This window comes from Microbacterium sp. NPDC055599 (assembly GCF_053618975.1).
Genome location: NZ_JBSHIM010000004.1, coordinates 225,128 through 242,342 on the forward strand (window position 1 = coordinate 225,128; position 17,215 = coordinate 242,342).

Sequence of the window (17,215 nt, forward strand, 5' to 3'; positions counted from 1 at the left end):
CACAACCCCTGCCTCCCGGGTGTGTTGGGGGCCTTGGGGTGCGGCGGGCCGGGAGGGAGTGAAGGGGGGCAACAGCCCGCCGCCCTGCTCACCCGGCTCGGCGCCCAGGTGGAGCTCGTCCGGCGCCCGGAGGAGCTGGCCGCCGTGAACGGCCTGGTGATCCCGGGTGGCGAGTCCACCGTGATCGACAAGCTGTCGCGCTCGTTCGGGATGCAGGAGCCGATCCGCGACGCGATCGCCGCCGGGCTCCCGGTGCTCGGCACGTGCGCGGGGCTGATCATGCTGGCCGACACGGTCGTCGACGCGATCGAGGGCCAGCAGTCGTTCGGAGGGCTCGACGCGGTGGTCAGGCGGAACGCGTTCGGCCGTCAGGTGGAGTCGTTCGAGGCGCAGCTCGACGTGGCGGCCTTCGGTGCACCGCCGGTGTCGGCGGCGTTCATCCGCGGACCGGTCGTCGAGTCGATCGGTCCTCGTGCGACCCCGCTCGCGGCGCTACCGGACGGCCGCGTGGTGGCGGTGGAGCAGGGAGCGCTGCTGGGCCTGAGCTTCCACCCGGAGATCTCCGGCGAGACCCGCTTCCACGAGCGCTTCCTCGCCCGCGTCGAAGGCGGCCACTCCGTCGCCGCCGCCTGACCGCCGGACGCGTCGTCACACCAGGGCGACCAGCCACCGCAGCGCGGGACCGGCTTGCGCCCGCTGGAAGGCGCGCAAGCCGGGGAGCTGCGGAATCTCCGGCCTGCTCTGTTCGGCCCAGAGGTACGAGGCGAAGCCCGCGATGACCGGCAGCAGGTCCCTCGGAGGGGGAGCGCCGTGCTCCTCGAACACCGGGTAGGCCTGCGTGCAGGTCGGTCCGCCGCTCGCCTCGATGCTCGGCAGCACGCAGGGGAGGTCGACCCATGCGGCCCCGCGGCGCGCATGCGGCCAGTCGAGCAGGTGGGCGCGACCGTCGGCGATGAGGATGTTGTCGGCCCGGACGTCGTCGTGGACGAGGACATCTCCGCGCACGGCCCCCGCGAACTCCGCCTCCAGTTCACGCAGTCGGGGCAGCGAATCCCGGACCGACGGGGGCAGAGCGCCGCGGAGGTCGGGGGTGGCGGCGATCTCCTGCCAGCGCGTGAAACCCGGCACCATGCTCTCGTCCGCGGCCGTCAGGGTTCTCGGTGCCGGCGTGGTGCCGACGACGGCGAGGGCGTCCGCCACCGCGTGCAGGTCATCCGCTGTCCACGGGCGCCCCGGATGGCGGCCGTCGATCGCCTCGACGACCAGCACCGCACCGATGTCGTCCTGCACCGTCCCCAGCACTCGGGGCGCGACGCCCGAGGGGAGGGTCGACAGCGTGACGATCTCCTGGCGGAGCAGGCGCACCGAGTCGGCGTGCCAGTCCGCGCCAGCGGCCTTCACGAAAGCCCGACCGCCGGTCGTGACCACGGTGCCCGCGTACGTGGCGCTGAAGCCGCCGTGCGCGGGGGCGTCGGAGATGTACTCTCCGCCGATCACGTCCAGCGCCGCGGCGCGGAGGCTCTCGGGCAGGGAGGTCCACGCGGGGCGGAGGCGGTCGGCTCCTGCGGTCACACCCTGCTCCTCTCGCGCGCGATCAACGGCGGCCTCGACCGTAGCAGGCGGGCGAGTCGGGTCAGGGGAGAAGGGTGCGGATGGCGTGCACCGTGCGGTCGATGTCGTCCGCGGTCGTCGCCCACGACGACACCGAGCAGCGCAGCGCGGCTCGCCCCCGCCATTCCGCTCCGGTGACGACGGCCGTGCCGTCGACCAGGATCGCGGCACCGAGCTCGCGGGTCGCCTCGTCCGTGCCGAGCCGGAACATCACCTGGGTGTAGTCGACGTCGTTGATCACCTCGATCGCGTCGAGCCCGCGCAGGCCGGAGGCCATGCGCACGGCGTTGTCGTGGAGGCGGTCGACGAGATCGGCGACCCCGGAACGCCCGAGGCTGCGCAACGCTGCGTACGCCGGCACCCCGCGGGCGCGGCGCGACAGCTCCGGCGTCACATCCCACGGGTCGAGGCCGGAGTACACGAGGTAGTCGCCGCCGGTGCGGAACGCCGCGATCGAATCGGCGGGATCGCGGACGATCGCCATGCCGCAGTCGTACGGCACGTTCAGCGTCTTGTGTGCGTCGGTCGCCCAGGAGTCCGCGTCCTCCATGCCGGCGGTCAGATGTCGCAGCGCGGGGGAGGCGGCCGCCCACAGACCGAAGGCGCCGTCCACGTGCACCCAGGCGCCGTGTCGGCGTGCGATCGCGATCAGCGCGCGGAAATCGTCGAACGCTCCGGTATGGACCTCTCCCGCCTGCAGGCACACGATGAGCGGGCCGGATCCGCCGTCGAGGACGCGCTCGAGCTCGGCGGGGTGCATCCTGCCCTGCGCGTCGGCATCCACCACGTCGACCTCGGCGCGACCGATCCCGAGGAACCGTGCCGCGCGGTCGATCGATCCATGACGATCGGCACCCACCACGAACCGCACCGGCGGCGCGGAGCGCAGTCCCCGTTCGGCGAGGTCCCACCCCGTCCGCGCGAGCACGGCGTTCCGTGCGGACGCGAGGCACGTGAAGTTCGCGAGCTGACCGCCCGTGACGAAGCCGACGCTGCTCGCGCACGGGAGGCCGAGCAGCTCGAGCAGCCACTGTCCTGCCACCCGCTCCATCGCGACGGTCGCCGGGGTGAGCAGGGAGGAGCCGGAGTTCTGATCCCACGCGGACACGAGCCAGTCCGCGGCGAGAGCGGCCGGATGAGTGCCGCCGATCACGAACCCGAAGAACCGTCCCCCGGGGATGGCCACGAGTCCGGGCTCGGCCTTCGCCGCGATGTCCTCGACAACGACCGCGGGGTCCTCCGCCCGCTCCGGGAGAGGCGTGCCGAACACCTGCAGCATCTCGTCGAGGCTCGCGCGCGGCCACACCGGTCGATCGTCGAGGGTGCCCAGGAACGCCTCGGCTCGACGGCGGGCGGCGTCGAGAGCACGCTCCCGGTCGCCCATGCGGTCAGTCTCCCACCGCCGCAGCGCCCCGACAAGGCACTGTGCCGCCGGGTGTTCCGCGGTGTTCCTTTAGAATGGACGACGCCCTGGACACGCGCCGGGGCCCTGACGACGAGCGGAGACTTATGTCCGGGCATTCCAAGTGGGCCACGACCAAGCACAAGAAGGCCGTCATCGACGCGCGCCGTGCCAAGTCCTGGGCCAAGCTCATCAAGAACATCGAGGTCGCGGCCAAGCTCGGCGGCGCCGACCTGCAGGGCAACCCGACCCTGTTCGACGCGGTCCTCAAGGCCAAGAAGACGTCCGTCCCGAAGGACAACATCGACCGGGCGATCAAGCGTGGTGCGGGCATCGGCGGCGAGGCCGTCGAGTACACCTCGATCATGTACGAGGGGTACGGCCCCAACGGTGTGGCGCTCATGATCGAGTGTCTGACCGACAACAAGAACCGTGCCGCCGCCGAGGTGCGCACCGCGCTGAGCCGCAACGGGGGCACGCTCGCCGACCCCGGCAGCGTCGCGTACAACTTCAGTCGCAAGGGCGTCATCGTGGTCGGGTCGGAGGGCACGAACGAGGACGACGTGATGATGGCCGCGCTCGAGGCGGGGGCCGAGGAGATCGAGCCGCACGCCGAGGGCTTCGAGGTCATCACCGAGGCGAGCGACCTGGTCGCCGTGCGCAGTGCGCTGCAGGAGGCGGGCATCGAGTACGAGTCGGCCGACGTCGAGTTCGTGCCGAACCTCAAGGTCGAGATCGACGCGGACACGGCCCGCAAGGTGTTCCGACTGATCGACGCGCTGGAGGACAGCGAGGACGTGCAGAACGTCTTCAGCAACTTCGACCTGTCGGCCGAGGTCCAGGCGGAGCTCGAGAACGACGACGCGTAGGCGCGGCTGACCTCGACGGGCACGTTCCGCGCCTAGCCTGGGACGGTGACGTCGACCATCCGCGTGCTGGGCATCGACCCTGGACTCACCCGCTGTGGTGTCGGGATCGTCGACGTCGACCGGGCCCGCCGGGGCACCCTCGTGCACGTCGGTGTGATCCGCTCGGCGATCGATGCGCCGATCGGTGAGCGACTCGCGGTCGTCGCCGCGGGGATCCGCGAGGCGATCGCCCAGCACCGCCCTGACGCGGTCGCGGTCGAGCGCGTCTTCGCGCAACAGAACAGCCATACGGTGATGGGCACGGCGCAGGCGAGCGGGGTCGCGCTCCTCATCGCCGCCGAGTCAGGGCTTCCCGCGGCGACCCACACGCCCAGCGAGGTCAAGGCGGCCGTCACGGGCTACGGCTCCGCCGACAAGAGGCAGGTGCAGGCGATGATCGCCCGCATCCTGCGTCTGGATGCGCCGCCGCAGCCGGCGGACGCCGCGGACGCTCTCGCGATCGCCCTGTGTCACGCCTGGCGCCGCGGGGCACCCCGCGCCGGCGGTGCGGCGGGCGGACTGACCCCCGCGCAGCGGGCCTGGGCGGACGCGGAGCGTGTCGCTCGAACATATGTGCGAGCGACCTCCTAGGCTGGGAGGATGATCTCCTCTCTGCACGGCACCGTGCTGCACACGACGCCGGACCAGGTCGTCATCGACGTGGGTGGCGTGGGCTTCGCGGTCGCCGTCCCCGCCGATGTCGCGCACACGGCGACGGTGGGGGAGAAGCTGCGCCTGCACACGAGCCTGATCGTGCGCGAGGACGCCCTCTCGCTCTTCGGCTTCGCCGATCGGGCGGAGCTGGAGATCTTCACGCTGCTGCTCAGCGTGACGGGCGTGGGGCCGAAGTCGGCGCTGGGCGTGCTGTCGCATCTGACGACGGACCAGATCGCCGAGGCCGTCACAGCCGAGGACGACGCCCCGTTCCGGCGTGTGTCCGGCATCGGGCCCAAGACGGCCAAGCTCATCGTGGTGCAGCTCGCGGGGAAGGTGCACGCCGTTGCCGCCCCGGCCGCGACGCAGGCCTCGGGGGGGAGTGACATCGTGTCGCAGGTCGCCGCCGCGCTCGTGGGTCTCGGGTGGTCGGAGAAGGTGGCCGCCGAGGCGGCGACCGAGACCGCTGCCGCGGCGACCGAAGCCGAGCGGGCGTCGGTCGCGTCGCTGCTGAGGCGCACGCTCGCTCTGCTCGGCCCGGCGCAGGGAGGATCGGCGCGTGTCTGACCCGCTCGACCCGACCGAGCCCACCGACGAGTCGGAGCTCGCGATCGAGGGCGCGCTGCGCCCCTCCAGCCTCGGCGACTTCGTGGGCCAGCAGAAGGTGCGCGGCCAACTCCAGTTGCTGCTCGAGGCCGCGCGCCTGCAGTCCCGACCCGCCGATCACATCCTGCTCGCGGGTCCTCCGGGACTCGGCAAGACCACGCTCGCGATGATCGTCGCCCACGAGAGCGAGCGTCCGCTCCGTATGTCCAGCGGCCCCGCGATCCAGCACGCGGGAGATCTCGCAGCTCTGCTGTCGAGCCTGATGCCGGGCGAGGTGCTGTTCATCGACGAGATCCATCGCATGGCCCGCTCCGCGGAGGAGATGCTCTACCTCGCGATGGAGGACTACCGCATCGACATCATGGTGGGCAAGGGTGCGGGCGCCACGAGCATCCCCCTGGAGCTGTCGCCGTTCACCCTGGTCGGGGCGACGACGCGCTCGGGCCTGCTGCCCAATCCGCTCCGCGACCGCTTCGGGTTCACCGGCCATCTCGAGTTCTACGAGGAGGGCGAGCTCGAGCAGGTCATCGCGCGTTCCGCGTCGGTGCTGGGGGTCGGGCTCCCGACCGACGCCCTCTCCGAGATCGCGCGCCGATCTCGAGGAACCCCCCGAATCGCCAACCGCCTGCTGCGCCGTGTGCGCGACTACGCGCTGGTGCACGGCGACGGTGCGGCGACGCTGCACGACGTGCGGGCGGCGCTGGAGCTCTATGACGTCGACGCGATCGGTCTCGACCGGCTGGACCGAGCGGTGCTCGACGCGCTCGTCCGGCGTTTCCGCGGGGGACCGGTGGGTCTCAGCACCCTCGCGGTCGCGGTGGGCGAGGAGGCCGAGACCGTGGAGAGCGTGGTCGAGCCGTACCTCGTCCGCATCGGATTCCTGGGGCGCACGCCGCGCGGACGGGTCGCGACACCCGAGGCGTATGCGCACCTCGGGGTGGCGCACCCCGACGGGATGCTCACGCTGGATGACCTATAATCGCTGAAGGCTTCCCCCGATACCTCTGTGCGCCCAATGGCTGGTGCGTGCACCTGAGAAAGGCGCTTCCCCATGCCCATGGAATTCGTGCTCTTCGGCCTCCTGGCCGTGCTCCTGATCTTCATGATCTTCAACACGCGCAAGCGGACGAGGCAGATGAAGGCCGAGCAGGAGGAGAAGGCCACCAAGACGGTTCCCGGCGCCAAGGTCCTGCTGCAGGGCGGCATCTACGGCACGATCGTGGCGTTCGACCCGGACGACCTGGACGCGCCGGCCCTGGTGGAGATCGCTCCGGGCACCGTCATCGAGGTGCACAGCCAGGCGATCCTCCGCATCGTCGAGCCGAAGGACGCTATCGTTGAGGCGCCCGTCGACGGCGTGGATGACCGCATCGTCGACGAGCCCGCCGCCCCCACGACGGAGACGCCGGAGGAGACCCGCGCCCGTCTCGAACGGGACGCCGACGACAAGTAAGACAGCGGCCGTCGTGGCCGCTCGGATCATCGTCCTCCCAGAAAGCTGAACACACGTGGCTTCATCTTCACCTGTCCGTCACGCCTGGCGGGTCCTCCTCGGCCTGCTCCTCGTGACGGGCGTGCTCTTCGGCATCAACGCGCTGGGTGTGTACGTCTTCAAGCAGAGTTCGTGGGCGCCGGAACTGGCGCTCGACCTGCAGGGCGGCACGCAGATCATCCTCAGCGCCGAGACCGAGGACGGCGCAGCGCCGTCACAGGAGCAGCTCGACCAGGCCGCGGCGATCATCCGCCAGCGCGTGGATGCCTCGGGTGTCGCCGAGGCCGACATCACCACGGAGGGCGGCCGCAACATCGTCGTCCAGATCCCGGGTGAGGCCGACGAGCAGACCAGGGAGCGCATCCAGTCCAGCGCGCAGCTCGAGTTCCGTCCGGTCCTGTACACGACCGCGGCGAGCACCGAGTTCGTGGGCGACGACGGCAACTCCACGCCGTTCCCGAGCCCCGACCCCGGCCTGAACGCCACCCCGACGGCGGAGCCGACCGACGCGAGCGATCTGTCGTGGGTGACCGAGAAGCTGGCCGCGGAGTTCCAGGCGTACGACTGCGCCAACCCCGACAACGATCCGTCGCGTGCGCCGAAGGACGAGCCGGTCATCGCCTGCTCCCCGGACGACACGCAGAAGTTCCTCCTCGGCCCGATGGAGCTCGACGGACGCGCGATCACCGACGCGTCGGCAGGCCGCGACCCCAAGAGCGGCGCCTGGATCGTGCAGCTCACGATGAACGGCGATGGCGCAGACGCGTTCGGCAAGGTCAGCACGCGCCTCAACCAGAACCGCATCGACGGCCTGTCGCCCCGCGACCAGTTCGCGTTCGTGCTCGACGGCGACGTGATCAGTGCGCCGCGGATGAACGGCGTGATCCTCGACGGCCGTCCCAGCATCTCCGGCAGCTTCACTCAGGAGAGCGCGACGACGCTCGCGGATCAGCTCAAGTTCGGTGCGCTGCCGTTGAGCTTCGAGGTGCAGAGCTCCGACACGATCTCCGCGACTCTCGGCACCCAGCAGCTCCAGATCGGGCTCATCGCTGGTCTGATCGGTCTGGCGCTGGTCGCGGTCTACTCCTTGCTGTCGTACCGCGCTCTCGGGACGGTGATCATCGCGTCGATCGCGGTGATGGCGGTGCTGACGTACATCGTGATCTGCATCCTCGCGTGGCGCATCGGGTTCCGCCTGTCGCTCGCGGGCGTCGCGGGTCTGATCGTGTCGATCGGTTTCACGGCCGACTCGTTCATCGTCTACTTCGAGCGGATCCGAGACGAGTTGCGCGACGGCAAGTCGATCACGGCGGCGGTCGAGGACGGGTGGGGTCGCGCGAAGCGCACGATCTACATCTCGAAGTCGATCAACATCCTCGCGGCCGTCGTGCTCTACATCCTCGCGGACTCCACGGTGAAGGGCTTCGCGTTCACGCTCGGCCTGACGACCGTCATCGACGTGATGATCTTCGTCATCTTCACCCATCCGGTGATGCAGCTCCTCGCGCGGACGCGCTTCTTCGGCGGGGGCCACAAGCTCTCCGGACTCGACCCGGCGGCACTCGGCGCCGTGTACCGGAGCCGGTCGCAGTACCGCGAGGTGGCGACGGCATCGGCAGGTCGCGGCGCGAAGAACGCCCGCTCACGCGGTGAGGCGGACCGCCGTCAGACCATCGCAGAGCGCAAGCGTGCCGAGGCCCTCGCCGCGGAGAAACAGACCAAGGGCGGAAGCGAGGGAGACGCCTGATGGCTTCCATGAACGAGTTCGGTAACAACCTCTACACGGGAAAGACCTCCTTCCCGTTCGTCGGACGCCGTCGGCTGTGGTTCATCATCGCGATCGCGCTGGTCGTGGGGTCCGCGCTCGTGCCGCTGTTCCGTCCCATCCAGTTCTCGATCGAGTTCACGGGCGGGTCGCAGTTCACGGTGAACGCCCCGGCCACGCTGAATCAGGACACCGCGAGCGAGGCCGTGCAGTCCGTGGTGCCCGGCGCCGCGACCAAGGTCGTCATCGTGAACGACCAGGACATCCGGGTCCAGACCGACCAGATGACGGCGGCGGAGACGCAGCAGGTCGCCGGCGCTCTCGCCGACGCGTACGAGGTGGAGCCCGACGCGGTGACCTCCTCGTTCATCGGTCCCGCGTGGGGTGAGAGCGTGACGCGGCAGTCCCTGTGGGGTCTGGCGATCTTCCTCGCGCTGACCTTCCTGATCCTGGCGATCTACTTCCGCACCTGGAAGATGTCGGCCGCAGCGATCATCGGGCTGCTCGACGTGCTCGTGATCACGGTGGGCGTGTACGCCCTGGCCGGTTTCGAGATCTCCCCGGCGGCGGTGATCGGGTTCCTCACGATCCTGGCGTACTCGCTCTACGACACCACCGTGGTGTTCGACAAGATCCGGGAGAACACGACGGAGGACGGGGAGAAGACCGCGCGCCTGTTCGGCGAGTCGGTCAACCTCGCGGTGAACCAGACGCTGATCCGATCGATCAACACCTCGGTCGTGGCGGCGCTCCCGGTGGGCGCGATCCTGTTCATCGGTGCGTTCTGGCTGGGTGCGGAGACGCTGACCGACATCTCGCTCTCGATCTTCGTCGGCATCCTCGTGGCGACCTACTCGACGCTGTTCGTCGCGGCACCCCTCTACTCGCTGTTCCGCGAGAACGAGCCGCAGATCAAGGAGCGCGACGCCCGCATCCGTGCGGCGCGCGAGAAGGCGGCCGTCGAGGCCTGACGCCCCCCTGCGCGGGGCTCGCCCCCTCTCAGCACGCGTAGGATTGTCTGATTCGGAGGTGAGTGGATGGCGGAGCCGCAGACGGCGTCGCAGGGTTCGAGTCTGCGACGGCTCGTGCCCCGCATCTTCTCTCGCGCGTCCCGCATCAACGATCTCGACAACCTAATCCGCACGGTCAGGGCGAATCATCCCAAGGGCGACTTCTCCGTCATCTCCCGGGCCTACGCGGTCGCGAAGGAGAAGCACGAGGGGCAGAAGCGGCAGAGCGGCGAGCCGTACATCACGCACCCGCTGGCCGTCGCGCAGATCCTCGCCGAGCTCGGCCTGGGCCCGCGCGCGATCGCCGCGGCCCTCCTGCACGACACCGTCGAGGACACCGGCTACGCGCTGACCGACCTGACCGCTGAATTCGGCGACGAGGTCGCGATGCTGGTCGACGGCGTCACCAAGCTCGACAAGGTCAAGTACGGCGAGAGTGCGCAGGCGGAGACGGTCCGCAAGATGATCGTGGCGATGTCGAAGGACATCCGCGTGCTGCTGATCAAGCTCGCCGACCGCCTGCACAACGCCCGCACGTGGGGCTTCGTACCGCCCGAGAAGGCGGCGAAGAAGGCGAAGGAGACGCTGGAGATCTATGCGCCTCTGGCCAACCGCCTCGGTATCCAGGCCATCAAGTCGGAGCTGGAAGACCTCTCGTTCGCGGTGCTGCACCCGAAGATCTACAACGAGATCCACAGCCTGATCGCCCAGCGCACACCGCAGCGGGAGAAGTACCTCGGCCAGGTGATCGAGGAGATCGACGAGGACCTGCGGGATCTGCGGATCCGTGGCAAGGTCGTCGGCCGGCCGAAGCAGCTCTACTCCGTGTACCAGAAGATGGTGATCCGGGGGCGCGAGTTCGACGACATCTACGACCTCATCGGCATCCGCGTGCTGGTGTCGTCCGTGCGCGACTGCTACGCCGTGCTCGGCGCGATCCACGCGCGCTGGACGCCGTTGCCCGGCCGCTTCAAGGACTACATCGCCACCCCGAAGTTCAACCTCTATCAGTCCCTGCACACGACCGTGATCGGCCCGGCCGGTCGCACGGTGGAGATCCAGATCCGCACGCACGAGATGCACCAGCAGGCGGAGTACGGCGTCGCGGCGCACTGGATGTACAAGGAGCGGATGAACGGCGGCGGCAAGGCCGAGGTCCGCGCCTCCGACACCGACATGGCGTGGCTCGCGCACATCTCCGACTGGCAGGCCGAGACCGCGGACCCCGGCGAGTTCCTCGACTCGCTGCGCTTCGAGATCGGAGCCAAGGAGGTCTACGTCTTCACGCCGAAGGGACGGGTCATCGGCCTTCCCGCCGGCGCGACGCCCGTCGACTTCGCCTACGCCGTGCACACCGAGATCGGCCATCGCACGATGGGCGCCAAGGTCAACGGCCGCCTCGTGCCGCTCGAGTCGGAGCTCAAGAGCGGCGACGTCGTCGAGGTGTTCACGTCGAAGAACCCCGACGCCGGCCCCAGCCAGGACTGGCTCGGCTTCGTCAAGAGCACGCGGGCGCGGAACAAGATCCGCGGCTGGTTCACGAAGGAGCGTCGCGAGGAGGCGATCGAGCAGGGCAAGGAGGCGATCGCCCGGGCGATGCGCCGACAGAACCTGCCGCTGCAGCGCCTGATGAACCAGGACTCGTTCACCGAGGTCGCGCATCAGCTGCACTACGAAGACGTGTCCGGGCTCTACGCGGCTGTCGGCGAGGGACACGTGTCCACGCAGTCCGTGCTCGAGAAGGTCACCGCCCTGGTGGCGGCGAACGACACGACGACCGGGGCGATCGATCTGCCGGGCAGCGTGCAGACCAGGGAGCCGCGCGGCGGCGACTCCGGGGTGCTCGTGCGCGGTGCGAACGACATCCTCGTCAAGCTCGCCAAGTGCTGCACCCCCGTGCCGGGCGACCCGATCGTGGGCTTCGTCACGCGGGGGAGCGGCGTCTCGGTCCACCGTGCCGACTGCGTCAACGTCAAGGCGCTGAGCGGCGAGCAGGACCGCTTCGTCGAGGTCTCCTGGGCACCGACGACCAAGAGCGTCTTCCGCGTGCAGATCCAGGTCGAGGCGCTCGACCGGTCCGGGCTCCTGTCGGATGTCACTCGAGTGCTGAGCGAGCACCACGTCAACATCCTGTCCGCCACGGTCAGCACGACCGATGAGCGCCTGGCGCTGAGCCGCTTCGTGTTCGAGATGGGCGACGCCGTGCACCTGGACCGCGTGCTGAACGCCGTGCGGCGCATCGACGCGGTGTACGACGTCTACCGCGTCACCTCGTCCTGAGCGCGACCCGCTCGAGGGCGGCGATGCCGACGCGGCTCCCCGGCACACGGCTGGTCCCGCGCAGCTCGACGAGGGCTTGTGCGGTCACCGCCGGGCAGGCGACGGCGAGGGCATCCATCCAGGGAAGCACGCGGGGGTCGCGATGCAGGCTCGTCGCCAGGTCGACCATCGTCCGCGCGGGCGTCGACACGGCGACGCCACCGATCACGACGACGTCCGCGGCGGCGAGCACGGTGTCGTGGAAGACCAGGCGGGCACTCGTACGCGGGCGCACGCGACGCTCGACGCACCGCTTCACGTGATGCACGGGCGGCGGTGCGTCTCCGGCGCCGTGGATCCATGCGGCGGTCGGGCCGCAGGCCGCGGCGCCGTCCTGCACGAGAGGCCCGATCGACGCGGCACGCACGTCCGCACCCTCGATGAGGTCGGCCGGGATGTACGCCTCGCCGAGGTCGACGACGTGGCCGTCGAGTCGAGCGGCGGCGAGCTCCGGCAGACTCAGCCGCGCGCCGGGCAGATACAGAAGAGCGGGATGCATCACGCCAGTGTGGCGCAGTGCATCCCGCTCCTGTGGCGGTCGTCGCGGGTTGTGGAAAGCGTCAGCCGCCCAGGGCGTTGAGCCAGGCGCGGCGGGCTTCGAGCGCGTCAGCCGCGGTCTGGGCGGCCTTGGTGTCGCCAGACTTCTCCGCGGCCGCCAGCTCGGCCTCGAGCTTCTCGATGGCCTCGTGCAGCTGCGAGCTCATGTCGTTCGCGCGCGCCTTGGTCTCGGGGTTGTTCTTCTTCCAGTCGACGTCCTCGCGGGCCTTGAGCGCCTGCTCGATCACCCGGAGCTTGTCGTCGAGAGCGCGCTCCTTCTCGCGCGGGAAGATGCGGCCGACCTCGTCCCACTCGCGCTGGATGCGGGTGAGCAGTGCCCGCGCACGCTTGATGTTCGACTCGTCGGCCACGGCCTTCGCCTGCTCCAGGAGAGCCTGCCGTGCCTCGATCCGGGGCGCGGAGTCTGCCTCTTCCGCGGCGGCCTGCTCAGCCCGCGCGGCGTACAGCGCATCGCCGGCCGCCTTGAACCGCGCCCAGAGCGCGTCGTCGGCCTTGCGCCCGGCACGGCCGGCGGCCTTCCACTCGTCGAGCAGGGTGCGGTACGCGGGGATGCCGTCGACGCCGCGGGGAGCGAGCGCCTCGGCGCGCTCGACCAGCCGCGACTTGGCGTCGCGTGCGGCCTTGTGCGTCTCGTCGAGCTCGGAGTAGAAGGCGCGCCGGTGCTTGTCGACCACCGAGCGGGCGTCACGGAACCGCTTCCAGAGCTGTTGCGACACGCTCTTCGACAGGCGCGGACCGTTCTGCTGCTGTGCCTGCCACGACTCGAACAGCTCGTTGAGCTCGGCCGTGACCTGCTTCCACTGCACCTTGCTGAGGTCGCGGGCGGCGATGGCCTCGGCGCGCTCCACCAGGGCCGTGCGCTCCGCGACCGCCTGCTCCACGAGCGCCCTGGCCTGCTGAGCCTCCTGCTCCGTCGCCTCCGAGAGCGAGGCGGTCAGGGCGTTCAGCCGGTCGCGCAGTCCCGCGAGGTCGCCGACCGCTGCGGCATCCGTCGCCTCGGCGATGAGGTGCGAGGCCTGCTTCGCGAGGTCGCTCGCCGAGGCGCCGCCGGCCTGATGGCGCTGCTCGAGCGCGTGCACCTTGAAGGCGATGTCGTCGTACTTGCGCACGAAGTAGGCGAGGGCCTCTTCCGGGGTGCCGTCGGGGTACTGGCCGACCACCCGCCACGACTCGCCCTCGCGGACCTCGACCGTGCCATCGTCGGAGACGCGACCCCATTCGAGCGCCGAGGCGGAGGGCGCGGGCGTCGCCGGTGCGGCGGGCGCGACCGCGGCGGGCGTCGGGGCCTTCCGGGGCATGGGCACGGCGGGCGGTGCGGGGATGGGCGGGGTCGGCTTCGAGGGCTCGGTGGCAGACACGGTGATTCTCCTTGCGCGGTCGGGCCGCGGGAGGCGGAAAGGACGAGGCTCAGCCTAGTACGACCCGCGCTGCGGGGTGAGGCCGAAGGCGCGTTATCGATTTGTGAGGAGAACGTTCGACGCGCGAAACACGCGACGTCATCTCCGGGTAACACGGCGCTCCTATCGTCGTCCCACGACGGTCCGCAGGTCGACAGGAGGTCCATGGACGACAGCGCATCCCGGAGGACGGAGGTCCTGATCGTCGGCGCGGGGCCCGCGGCGCACGCGTTCGTGGCGCACCTCCTGGGCGATCCCTGCGACGACGTTCGGGTCATGGTGATCGGCGACGAGGGGCGCCTGCCGTACGACCGCACCCGGTTGTATCGACTGGTCCGGGGGGACGACCCCGCTGACCTGGACCTCGACCGAGGGGTGTTCCGCGACGACCGCGTGCGCCTGATCCGGGATGATCGGGTGCGGAAGATCGACCGGAAGCTCCGCCGCGTCCGCACCCGCTCCGGACGCGTGTACATGTACGACGTGCTCGTCCTCGCGACCGGGCGGCACCCGGTTCGTCCGACGCTCGACGGGGCCGGACTGCCCGGGTGCTTCACGTTCCAGTCCGCCGCGGATGCGTCGGCGCTGCGGGCCCATGTGCACGCGCCGCGCGGCGAGCAGTGGCGGCGTCCGCGCGCGACGGTCGTCGGTGACGGGCCGGGCGGGTTCGCCGCCGCGCTCGCGCTCGCGGAGAGCGGAGTCGAGGTCGCGGTCGTGCACGAACGAGGGGACCACGCGGATCCGGGTCGTCGCACCTCGGCGGCAGTCGACGCACTCCTGCGGGAGCGCGGGATCGCGGTGCGGAGGTCGACGCGCGTCACCCGCATCGATGCGGACGAGTCCGGCGCGGTCGCGAGCATCGAATTCCACGACGGTTCCTTCGCCCGGACGGATGCGGTCGTGTTCGCGCCCGCGGTGCGCCCGCGTGACGAGCTCGCGCGGAACGCGGGGCTCACCGTGGTGCCGGGCGGCGGCGTGCTCGTCGACGCCGACGGTCGCACGAGTGATCCGCACATCCTGGCTGTGGGGAGCGTCGCTGTCGCGGCGGACGACGAGCCGGGCCCGCGGGCACCGGGCGGTGGCGGGCGCGTGGCGGACAGGATGCGGGAGGCCGTGGCGACGACACGGACGCGGTGGCTGACGACGATCGTGCGTGCGGGAGGCGTCGAGTTCACGGATCTCCGGTCGTCGCCGGACGGCGAAACCGTCGGAGTCGTCGTCCCCCTGGCGGACGCGCCGGGACGGATCGCGGGCGACCTCCTCCTCTCGGAGGACGGACGAGTCCTGCTCGGTGCGACGGTGATCGGCGACGAGGACCGGCTCGCGGCCCTCCGCGCGGCCGCGGATGACGGCGCCAGGGCGCGGGCGGTGTCCGAGCTGCTTCGCGAGCACGAGAGCGCTGTGACCTGCGGTCATGCGTTGCTCACGGGGCCATCCCCGGTCACGGCGGTGACGGAGCGACGAGAGCACGGCCTGAGCGGCCTCGCGGAGTTCCCCGAAAGCGCGGAGTGCGCGTTCTGCGCACGGGCGGTCGCGCGGCGCCTCATCGCGCGCGCCGGAGCGGTTGCGATCGGCTCAGGGCGACGGGGTGTCCCCGAGCGGGGCCCGGTCGGACGACCCCGTTCCAGGGAGACCGTGCTCGGCGTGACCCTCGCTGTCGCTGGCGAGCTGTCCGGCGCCCAGCTCGTCCTCATCGGACGGCTGGCGGACGAGCACGGGCTGCGGGTGCGGCCGTCCGATGGCGGAGTGCTGGAACTGCGTGGCGCATCCGCCGCAGAAGTCCCCGCCCTGCTGGGCAGGTTGCGTGCCGCCGGACTGGAGGCTGCCACGCGCGACGGGGGTGGACGTTTCGTCGAGGCGCGGACAACGGGATCCGTCACGCGGCGACGCGAGGAGAGTCCGGCATGAGCATTTCGACGAGCGTGGGCCGGCCGCTGACCGGGTGCCGGATAGCGATCGCCGATGACCCGTCTTCGGGTACTGCGCACGGAGCGGTGGCGTCGCCGACGCCGGTCGCCGTCGGTGCGCTTCTCGCCGCGGCGGGAGCCGAGGTCGTCCGCGTGCCGTCGGTACGCGCGGATCATTCCGTGCCGGCCGGTGTTCGACGGTCGGTGCACCGCGTCGCGACCGGGCGCATCGACGGCGTGCTGCTCTTCTCGGTCGAGGGCGCGCGTTCCTGGTGGGGCACCGTCGAGCGCCTCGGTCTGGGCGACGCGATCCGAGCCAGGGCGCGGGCGTCGCGTCTGCTGCTCGTCGCCTCGGGTGCGGAGGCGGCCCGGTCACTCGCCGATGCGGACATCCCCGCCACGACGGTCGACGGGGCGCTCCCGGACGACCTCGCACGCGCCGTCGTCGGGTTCTTCTCGGAGCAGGCGCCGATGCAGCGGACGGACGCCGGAGAGCTCGTCGTGCGCAGCGGCGGGGTGCTGCTCGATGAGCGCTTCCTCCCGCTCTCGGCGGGCGCCGCAGAAGTCCTGGAGGCACTGTTCCTCGCGGAGGGGCGGGTGCTCTCCCGGGAGGAGCTCGGGCGGATGCTCGCCGGACGACGACGCAGTGCACGGGCCGTGGAGGTGGCGGTCGCACGGCTGCGCGAGGCGCTGGGCGACGCGGAGCTGGTGCAGACGGTGGTGAAGCGCGGCTACCGTCTCGCTGTCGCCGATCGCTGAGCCGGCGCCGCGGGGTCAGTCCGCCGGTGTGTCCGTCGGAACGGGCGACGGGGAGGGAACGGGAGAGTCGGAGGGAAGGGGGGACTCGGACGGCACCGGGGAGTCGGAGGGGGAGATCGTGGGACTCGGAGTCGGTTCGGGGGCGGTCACCTGCGCGTGCACGACCTGGCTCCCGATCGCGGCGACGACGATGAGACCGCCGACGATCACCGCGACGGTGTTGTCGCGGCGACGGCGGCGGATCTGGTCCTCGTGCCAGCGCGTGCGCGCGGCATGCAGTCGTGCGCGCTCCGCCTCGGTGCGCGACTGTGCCTTCTTGGAACCGCGTGCCGCCATGCCCGATCTCTCCATCCCGACGCCCGTCCGCGGCGTCGCCTGAGAGCCTACCGTCGCCCACGGGCGGGTTCCGTCGCCACGGTGTCGGCGCCCGCCGTTAGCCTGGAGGGGTGACTTCTCCTGCCGCGCTGCTCTCCGGGCAGACGCCTCTCGCCGTGCGCATGCGCCCGGTCTCGCTCGATGAGGTCGCGGGACAGCGTCACCTGCTGCGGGCGGGATCCCCGATCGTGGCTCTCGCCGATCCCGAGGCGGCAGCGCCCGGGGCCGTGTCGATCATCCTGTGGGGGCCTCCCGGCACGGGGAAGACCACGCTGGCGCAGGCCATCGCGCGCTCCTCCGGTCGACGGTTCGTCGAGCTGTCGGCGATCACGGCCGGGGTGAAGGACGTGCGCGAGGTGATGCAGGAGGCGATCACGCAGCGTGACCTGTACGGCCAGACGACCATCCTCTTCCTCGACGAGATCCACCGCTTCACGAAGGCGCAGCAGGAT

General features: G+C 70.8%; 17 protein-coding genes. 12 read left to right on the top strand and 5 right to left on the bottom strand.

Annotated elements, in window-relative coordinates; all coding sequences use genetic code 11:
• The first annotated feature begins 33 nt into the window (after positions 1-33).
• Complete coding sequence (pdxT, locus tag ACWGQ1_RS05615; RefSeq protein WP_452312519.1) at positions 34-633, top strand: pyridoxal 5'-phosphate synthase glutaminase subunit PdxT; 600 nt, start codon at positions 34-36, stop codon at positions 631-633.
• Positions 634-648: 15 nt separating this feature from the next.
• On the opposite strand, the gene ACWGQ1_RS05620 is transcribed toward pdxT, so the two are convergent.
• Complete coding sequence (locus ACWGQ1_RS05620) at positions 649-1,572, bottom strand: phosphotransferase (protein ID WP_136046008.1); 924 nt, start codon at positions 1,570-1,572, stop codon at positions 649-651.
• A gap of 61 nt (positions 1,573-1,633) precedes the next feature.
• Positions 1,634-2,995 carry an aminotransferase class V-fold PLP-dependent enzyme gene (locus ACWGQ1_RS05625; protein WP_452312514.1) on the bottom strand — a complete coding sequence of 454 codons (1,362 nt, stop codon included), beginning with the start codon at positions 2,993-2,995 and terminating at the stop codon, positions 1,634-1,636.
• Between the two features lie 125 nt (positions 2,996-3,120).
• Between ACWGQ1_RS05625 and ACWGQ1_RS05630 the strand changes: the two genes are divergently transcribed.
• The 8 genes from ACWGQ1_RS05630 to ACWGQ1_RS05665 all read left to right on the top strand — a co-directional run bounded on the left by ACWGQ1_RS05630 (position 3,121) and on the right by ACWGQ1_RS05665 (position 11,728).
• Positions 3,121-3,882, top strand: coding sequence for a YebC/PmpR family DNA-binding transcriptional regulator (locus tag ACWGQ1_RS05630; protein ID WP_452312515.1), 762 nt, complete (start codon positions 3,121-3,123; stop codon positions 3,880-3,882).
• Between the two features lie 45 nt (positions 3,883-3,927).
• Positions 3,928-4,512, top strand: a complete 585-nt coding sequence (gene ruvC / locus ACWGQ1_RS05635; protein ID WP_136033634.1) for a crossover junction endodeoxyribonuclease RuvC — start codon at positions 3,928-3,930, stop codon at positions 4,510-4,512.
• A 9-nt stretch (positions 4,513-4,521) separates the two neighbouring features.
• A complete protein-coding gene (gene ruvA, locus ACWGQ1_RS05640; RefSeq protein WP_136033636.1) occupies positions 4,522-5,142 on the top strand; it encodes a Holliday junction branch migration protein RuvA in 621 nt (206 codons plus the stop codon).
• Positions 5,135-6,160, top strand: coding sequence for a Holliday junction branch migration DNA helicase RuvB (gene ruvB / locus ACWGQ1_RS05645; protein WP_136033639.1), 1,026 nt, complete (start codon positions 5,135-5,137; stop codon positions 6,158-6,160). Before ruvA ends, ruvB begins: the two co-directional genes overlap by 8 nt.
• 78 nt (positions 6,161-6,238) lie before the next feature.
• Positions 6,239-6,634 carry a preprotein translocase subunit YajC gene (locus ACWGQ1_RS05650; RefSeq protein WP_136033701.1) on the top strand — a complete coding sequence of 132 codons (396 nt, stop codon included), beginning with the start codon at positions 6,239-6,241 and terminating at the stop codon, positions 6,632-6,634.
• Positions 6,635-6,689: 55 nt separating this feature from the next.
• Positions 6,690-8,420, top strand: coding sequence for a protein translocase subunit SecD (secD, locus tag ACWGQ1_RS05655; RefSeq protein WP_136033641.1), 1,731 nt, complete (start codon positions 6,690-6,692; stop codon positions 8,418-8,420).
• Entirely contained in the window at positions 8,420-9,409 is a 990-nt protein-coding gene (gene secF / locus ACWGQ1_RS05660) for a protein translocase subunit SecF (RefSeq protein ID WP_136033643.1), read from the top strand. Before secD ends, secF begins: the two co-directional genes overlap by 1 nt.
• A gap of 66 nt (positions 9,410-9,475) precedes the next feature.
• Positions 9,476-11,728 carry a RelA/SpoT family protein gene (locus ACWGQ1_RS05665; protein ID WP_136033645.1) on the top strand — a complete coding sequence of 751 codons (2,253 nt, stop codon included), beginning with the start codon at positions 9,476-9,478 and terminating at the stop codon, positions 11,726-11,728.
• Here the strand turns inward: ACWGQ1_RS05665 and ACWGQ1_RS05670 are convergent.
• Positions 11,715-12,266 carry a type IV toxin-antitoxin system AbiEi family antitoxin gene (locus tag ACWGQ1_RS05670; protein ID WP_136033647.1) on the bottom strand — a complete coding sequence of 184 codons (552 nt, stop codon included), beginning with the start codon at positions 12,264-12,266 and terminating at the stop codon, positions 11,715-11,717. The two genes, ACWGQ1_RS05665 and ACWGQ1_RS05670, sit on opposite strands and share 14 nt — an antisense overlap.
• 61 nt (positions 12,267-12,327) lie before the next feature.
• Positions 12,328-13,683 carry a DUF349 domain-containing protein gene (locus tag ACWGQ1_RS05675; RefSeq protein WP_452312516.1) on the bottom strand — a complete coding sequence of 452 codons (1,356 nt, stop codon included), beginning with the start codon at positions 13,681-13,683 and terminating at the stop codon, positions 12,328-12,330.
• A 204-nt stretch (positions 13,684-13,887) separates the two neighbouring features.
• On the opposite strand from ACWGQ1_RS05675, the gene ACWGQ1_RS05680 reads away from it, so the two are divergent.
• Both ACWGQ1_RS05680 and ACWGQ1_RS05685 read left to right on the top strand, forming a co-directional pair.
• Complete coding sequence (locus ACWGQ1_RS05680) at positions 13,888-15,630, top strand: FAD-dependent oxidoreductase (protein ID WP_452312517.1); 1,743 nt, start codon at positions 13,888-13,890, stop codon at positions 15,628-15,630.
• Positions 15,627-16,388 (top strand): winged helix-turn-helix domain-containing protein, encoded by a 762-nt coding sequence (locus tag ACWGQ1_RS05685; RefSeq protein WP_452312518.1) that lies wholly within the window; start codon positions 15,627-15,629, stop codon positions 16,386-16,388. The genes ACWGQ1_RS05680 and ACWGQ1_RS05685 overlap by 4 nt, the downstream gene beginning before the upstream one ends.
• 15 nt (positions 16,389-16,403) lie before the next feature.
• Here the strand turns inward: ACWGQ1_RS05685 and ACWGQ1_RS05690 are convergent, their stop codons facing one another.
• Positions 16,404-16,724, bottom strand: a complete 321-nt coding sequence (locus ACWGQ1_RS05690; protein ID WP_240753093.1) for a hypothetical protein — start codon at positions 16,722-16,724, stop codon at positions 16,404-16,406.
• A gap of 161 nt (positions 16,725-16,885) precedes the next feature.
• On the opposite strand from ACWGQ1_RS05690, the gene ACWGQ1_RS05695 reads away from it, so the two are divergent.
• Positions 16,886-17,215, top strand: a 330-nt coding sequence (locus tag ACWGQ1_RS05695; RefSeq protein WP_452312520.1) for an AAA family ATPase, incomplete at its 3' end; no start/stop codon positions are given.

Coding starts and splice junctions, on each gene's coding strand:
- ACWGQ1_RS05625 (WP_452312514.1), bottom strand. CDS start 2,995: ATGGGCGACCGGGAGCGTGCTCTCGACGCCGCCCGCCGTCGAGCCGAG.
- ACWGQ1_RS05665 (WP_136033645.1), top strand. CDS start 9,476: ATGGCGGAGCCGCAGACGGCGTCGCAGGGTTCGAGTCTGCGACGGCTC.
- ACWGQ1_RS05680 (WP_452312517.1), top strand. CDS start 13,888: ATGGACGACAGCGCATCCCGGAGGACGGAGGTCCTGATCGTCGGCGCG.
- secF (WP_136033643.1), top strand. CDS start 8,420: ATGGCTTCCATGAACGAGTTCGGTAACAACCTCTACACGGGAAAGACC.
- ruvA (WP_136033636.1), top strand. CDS start 4,522: ATGATCTCCTCTCTGCACGGCACCGTGCTGCACACGACGCCGGACCAG.
- ACWGQ1_RS05685 (WP_452312518.1), top strand. CDS start 15,627: ATGAGCATTTCGACGAGCGTGGGCCGGCCGCTGACCGGGTGCCGGATA.
- ACWGQ1_RS05650 (WP_136033701.1), top strand. CDS start 6,239: ATGGAATTCGTGCTCTTCGGCCTCCTGGCCGTGCTCCTGATCTTCATG.
- ACWGQ1_RS05670 (WP_136033647.1), bottom strand. CDS start 12,266: ATGCATCCCGCTCTTCTGTATCTGCCCGGCGCGCGGCTGAGTCTGCCG.
- ACWGQ1_RS05630 (WP_452312515.1), top strand. CDS start 3,121: ATGTCCGGGCATTCCAAGTGGGCCACGACCAAGCACAAGAAGGCCGTC.
- ACWGQ1_RS05690 (WP_240753093.1), bottom strand. CDS start 16,724: ATGGCGGCACGCGGTTCCAAGAAGGCACAGTCGCGCACCGAGGCGGAG.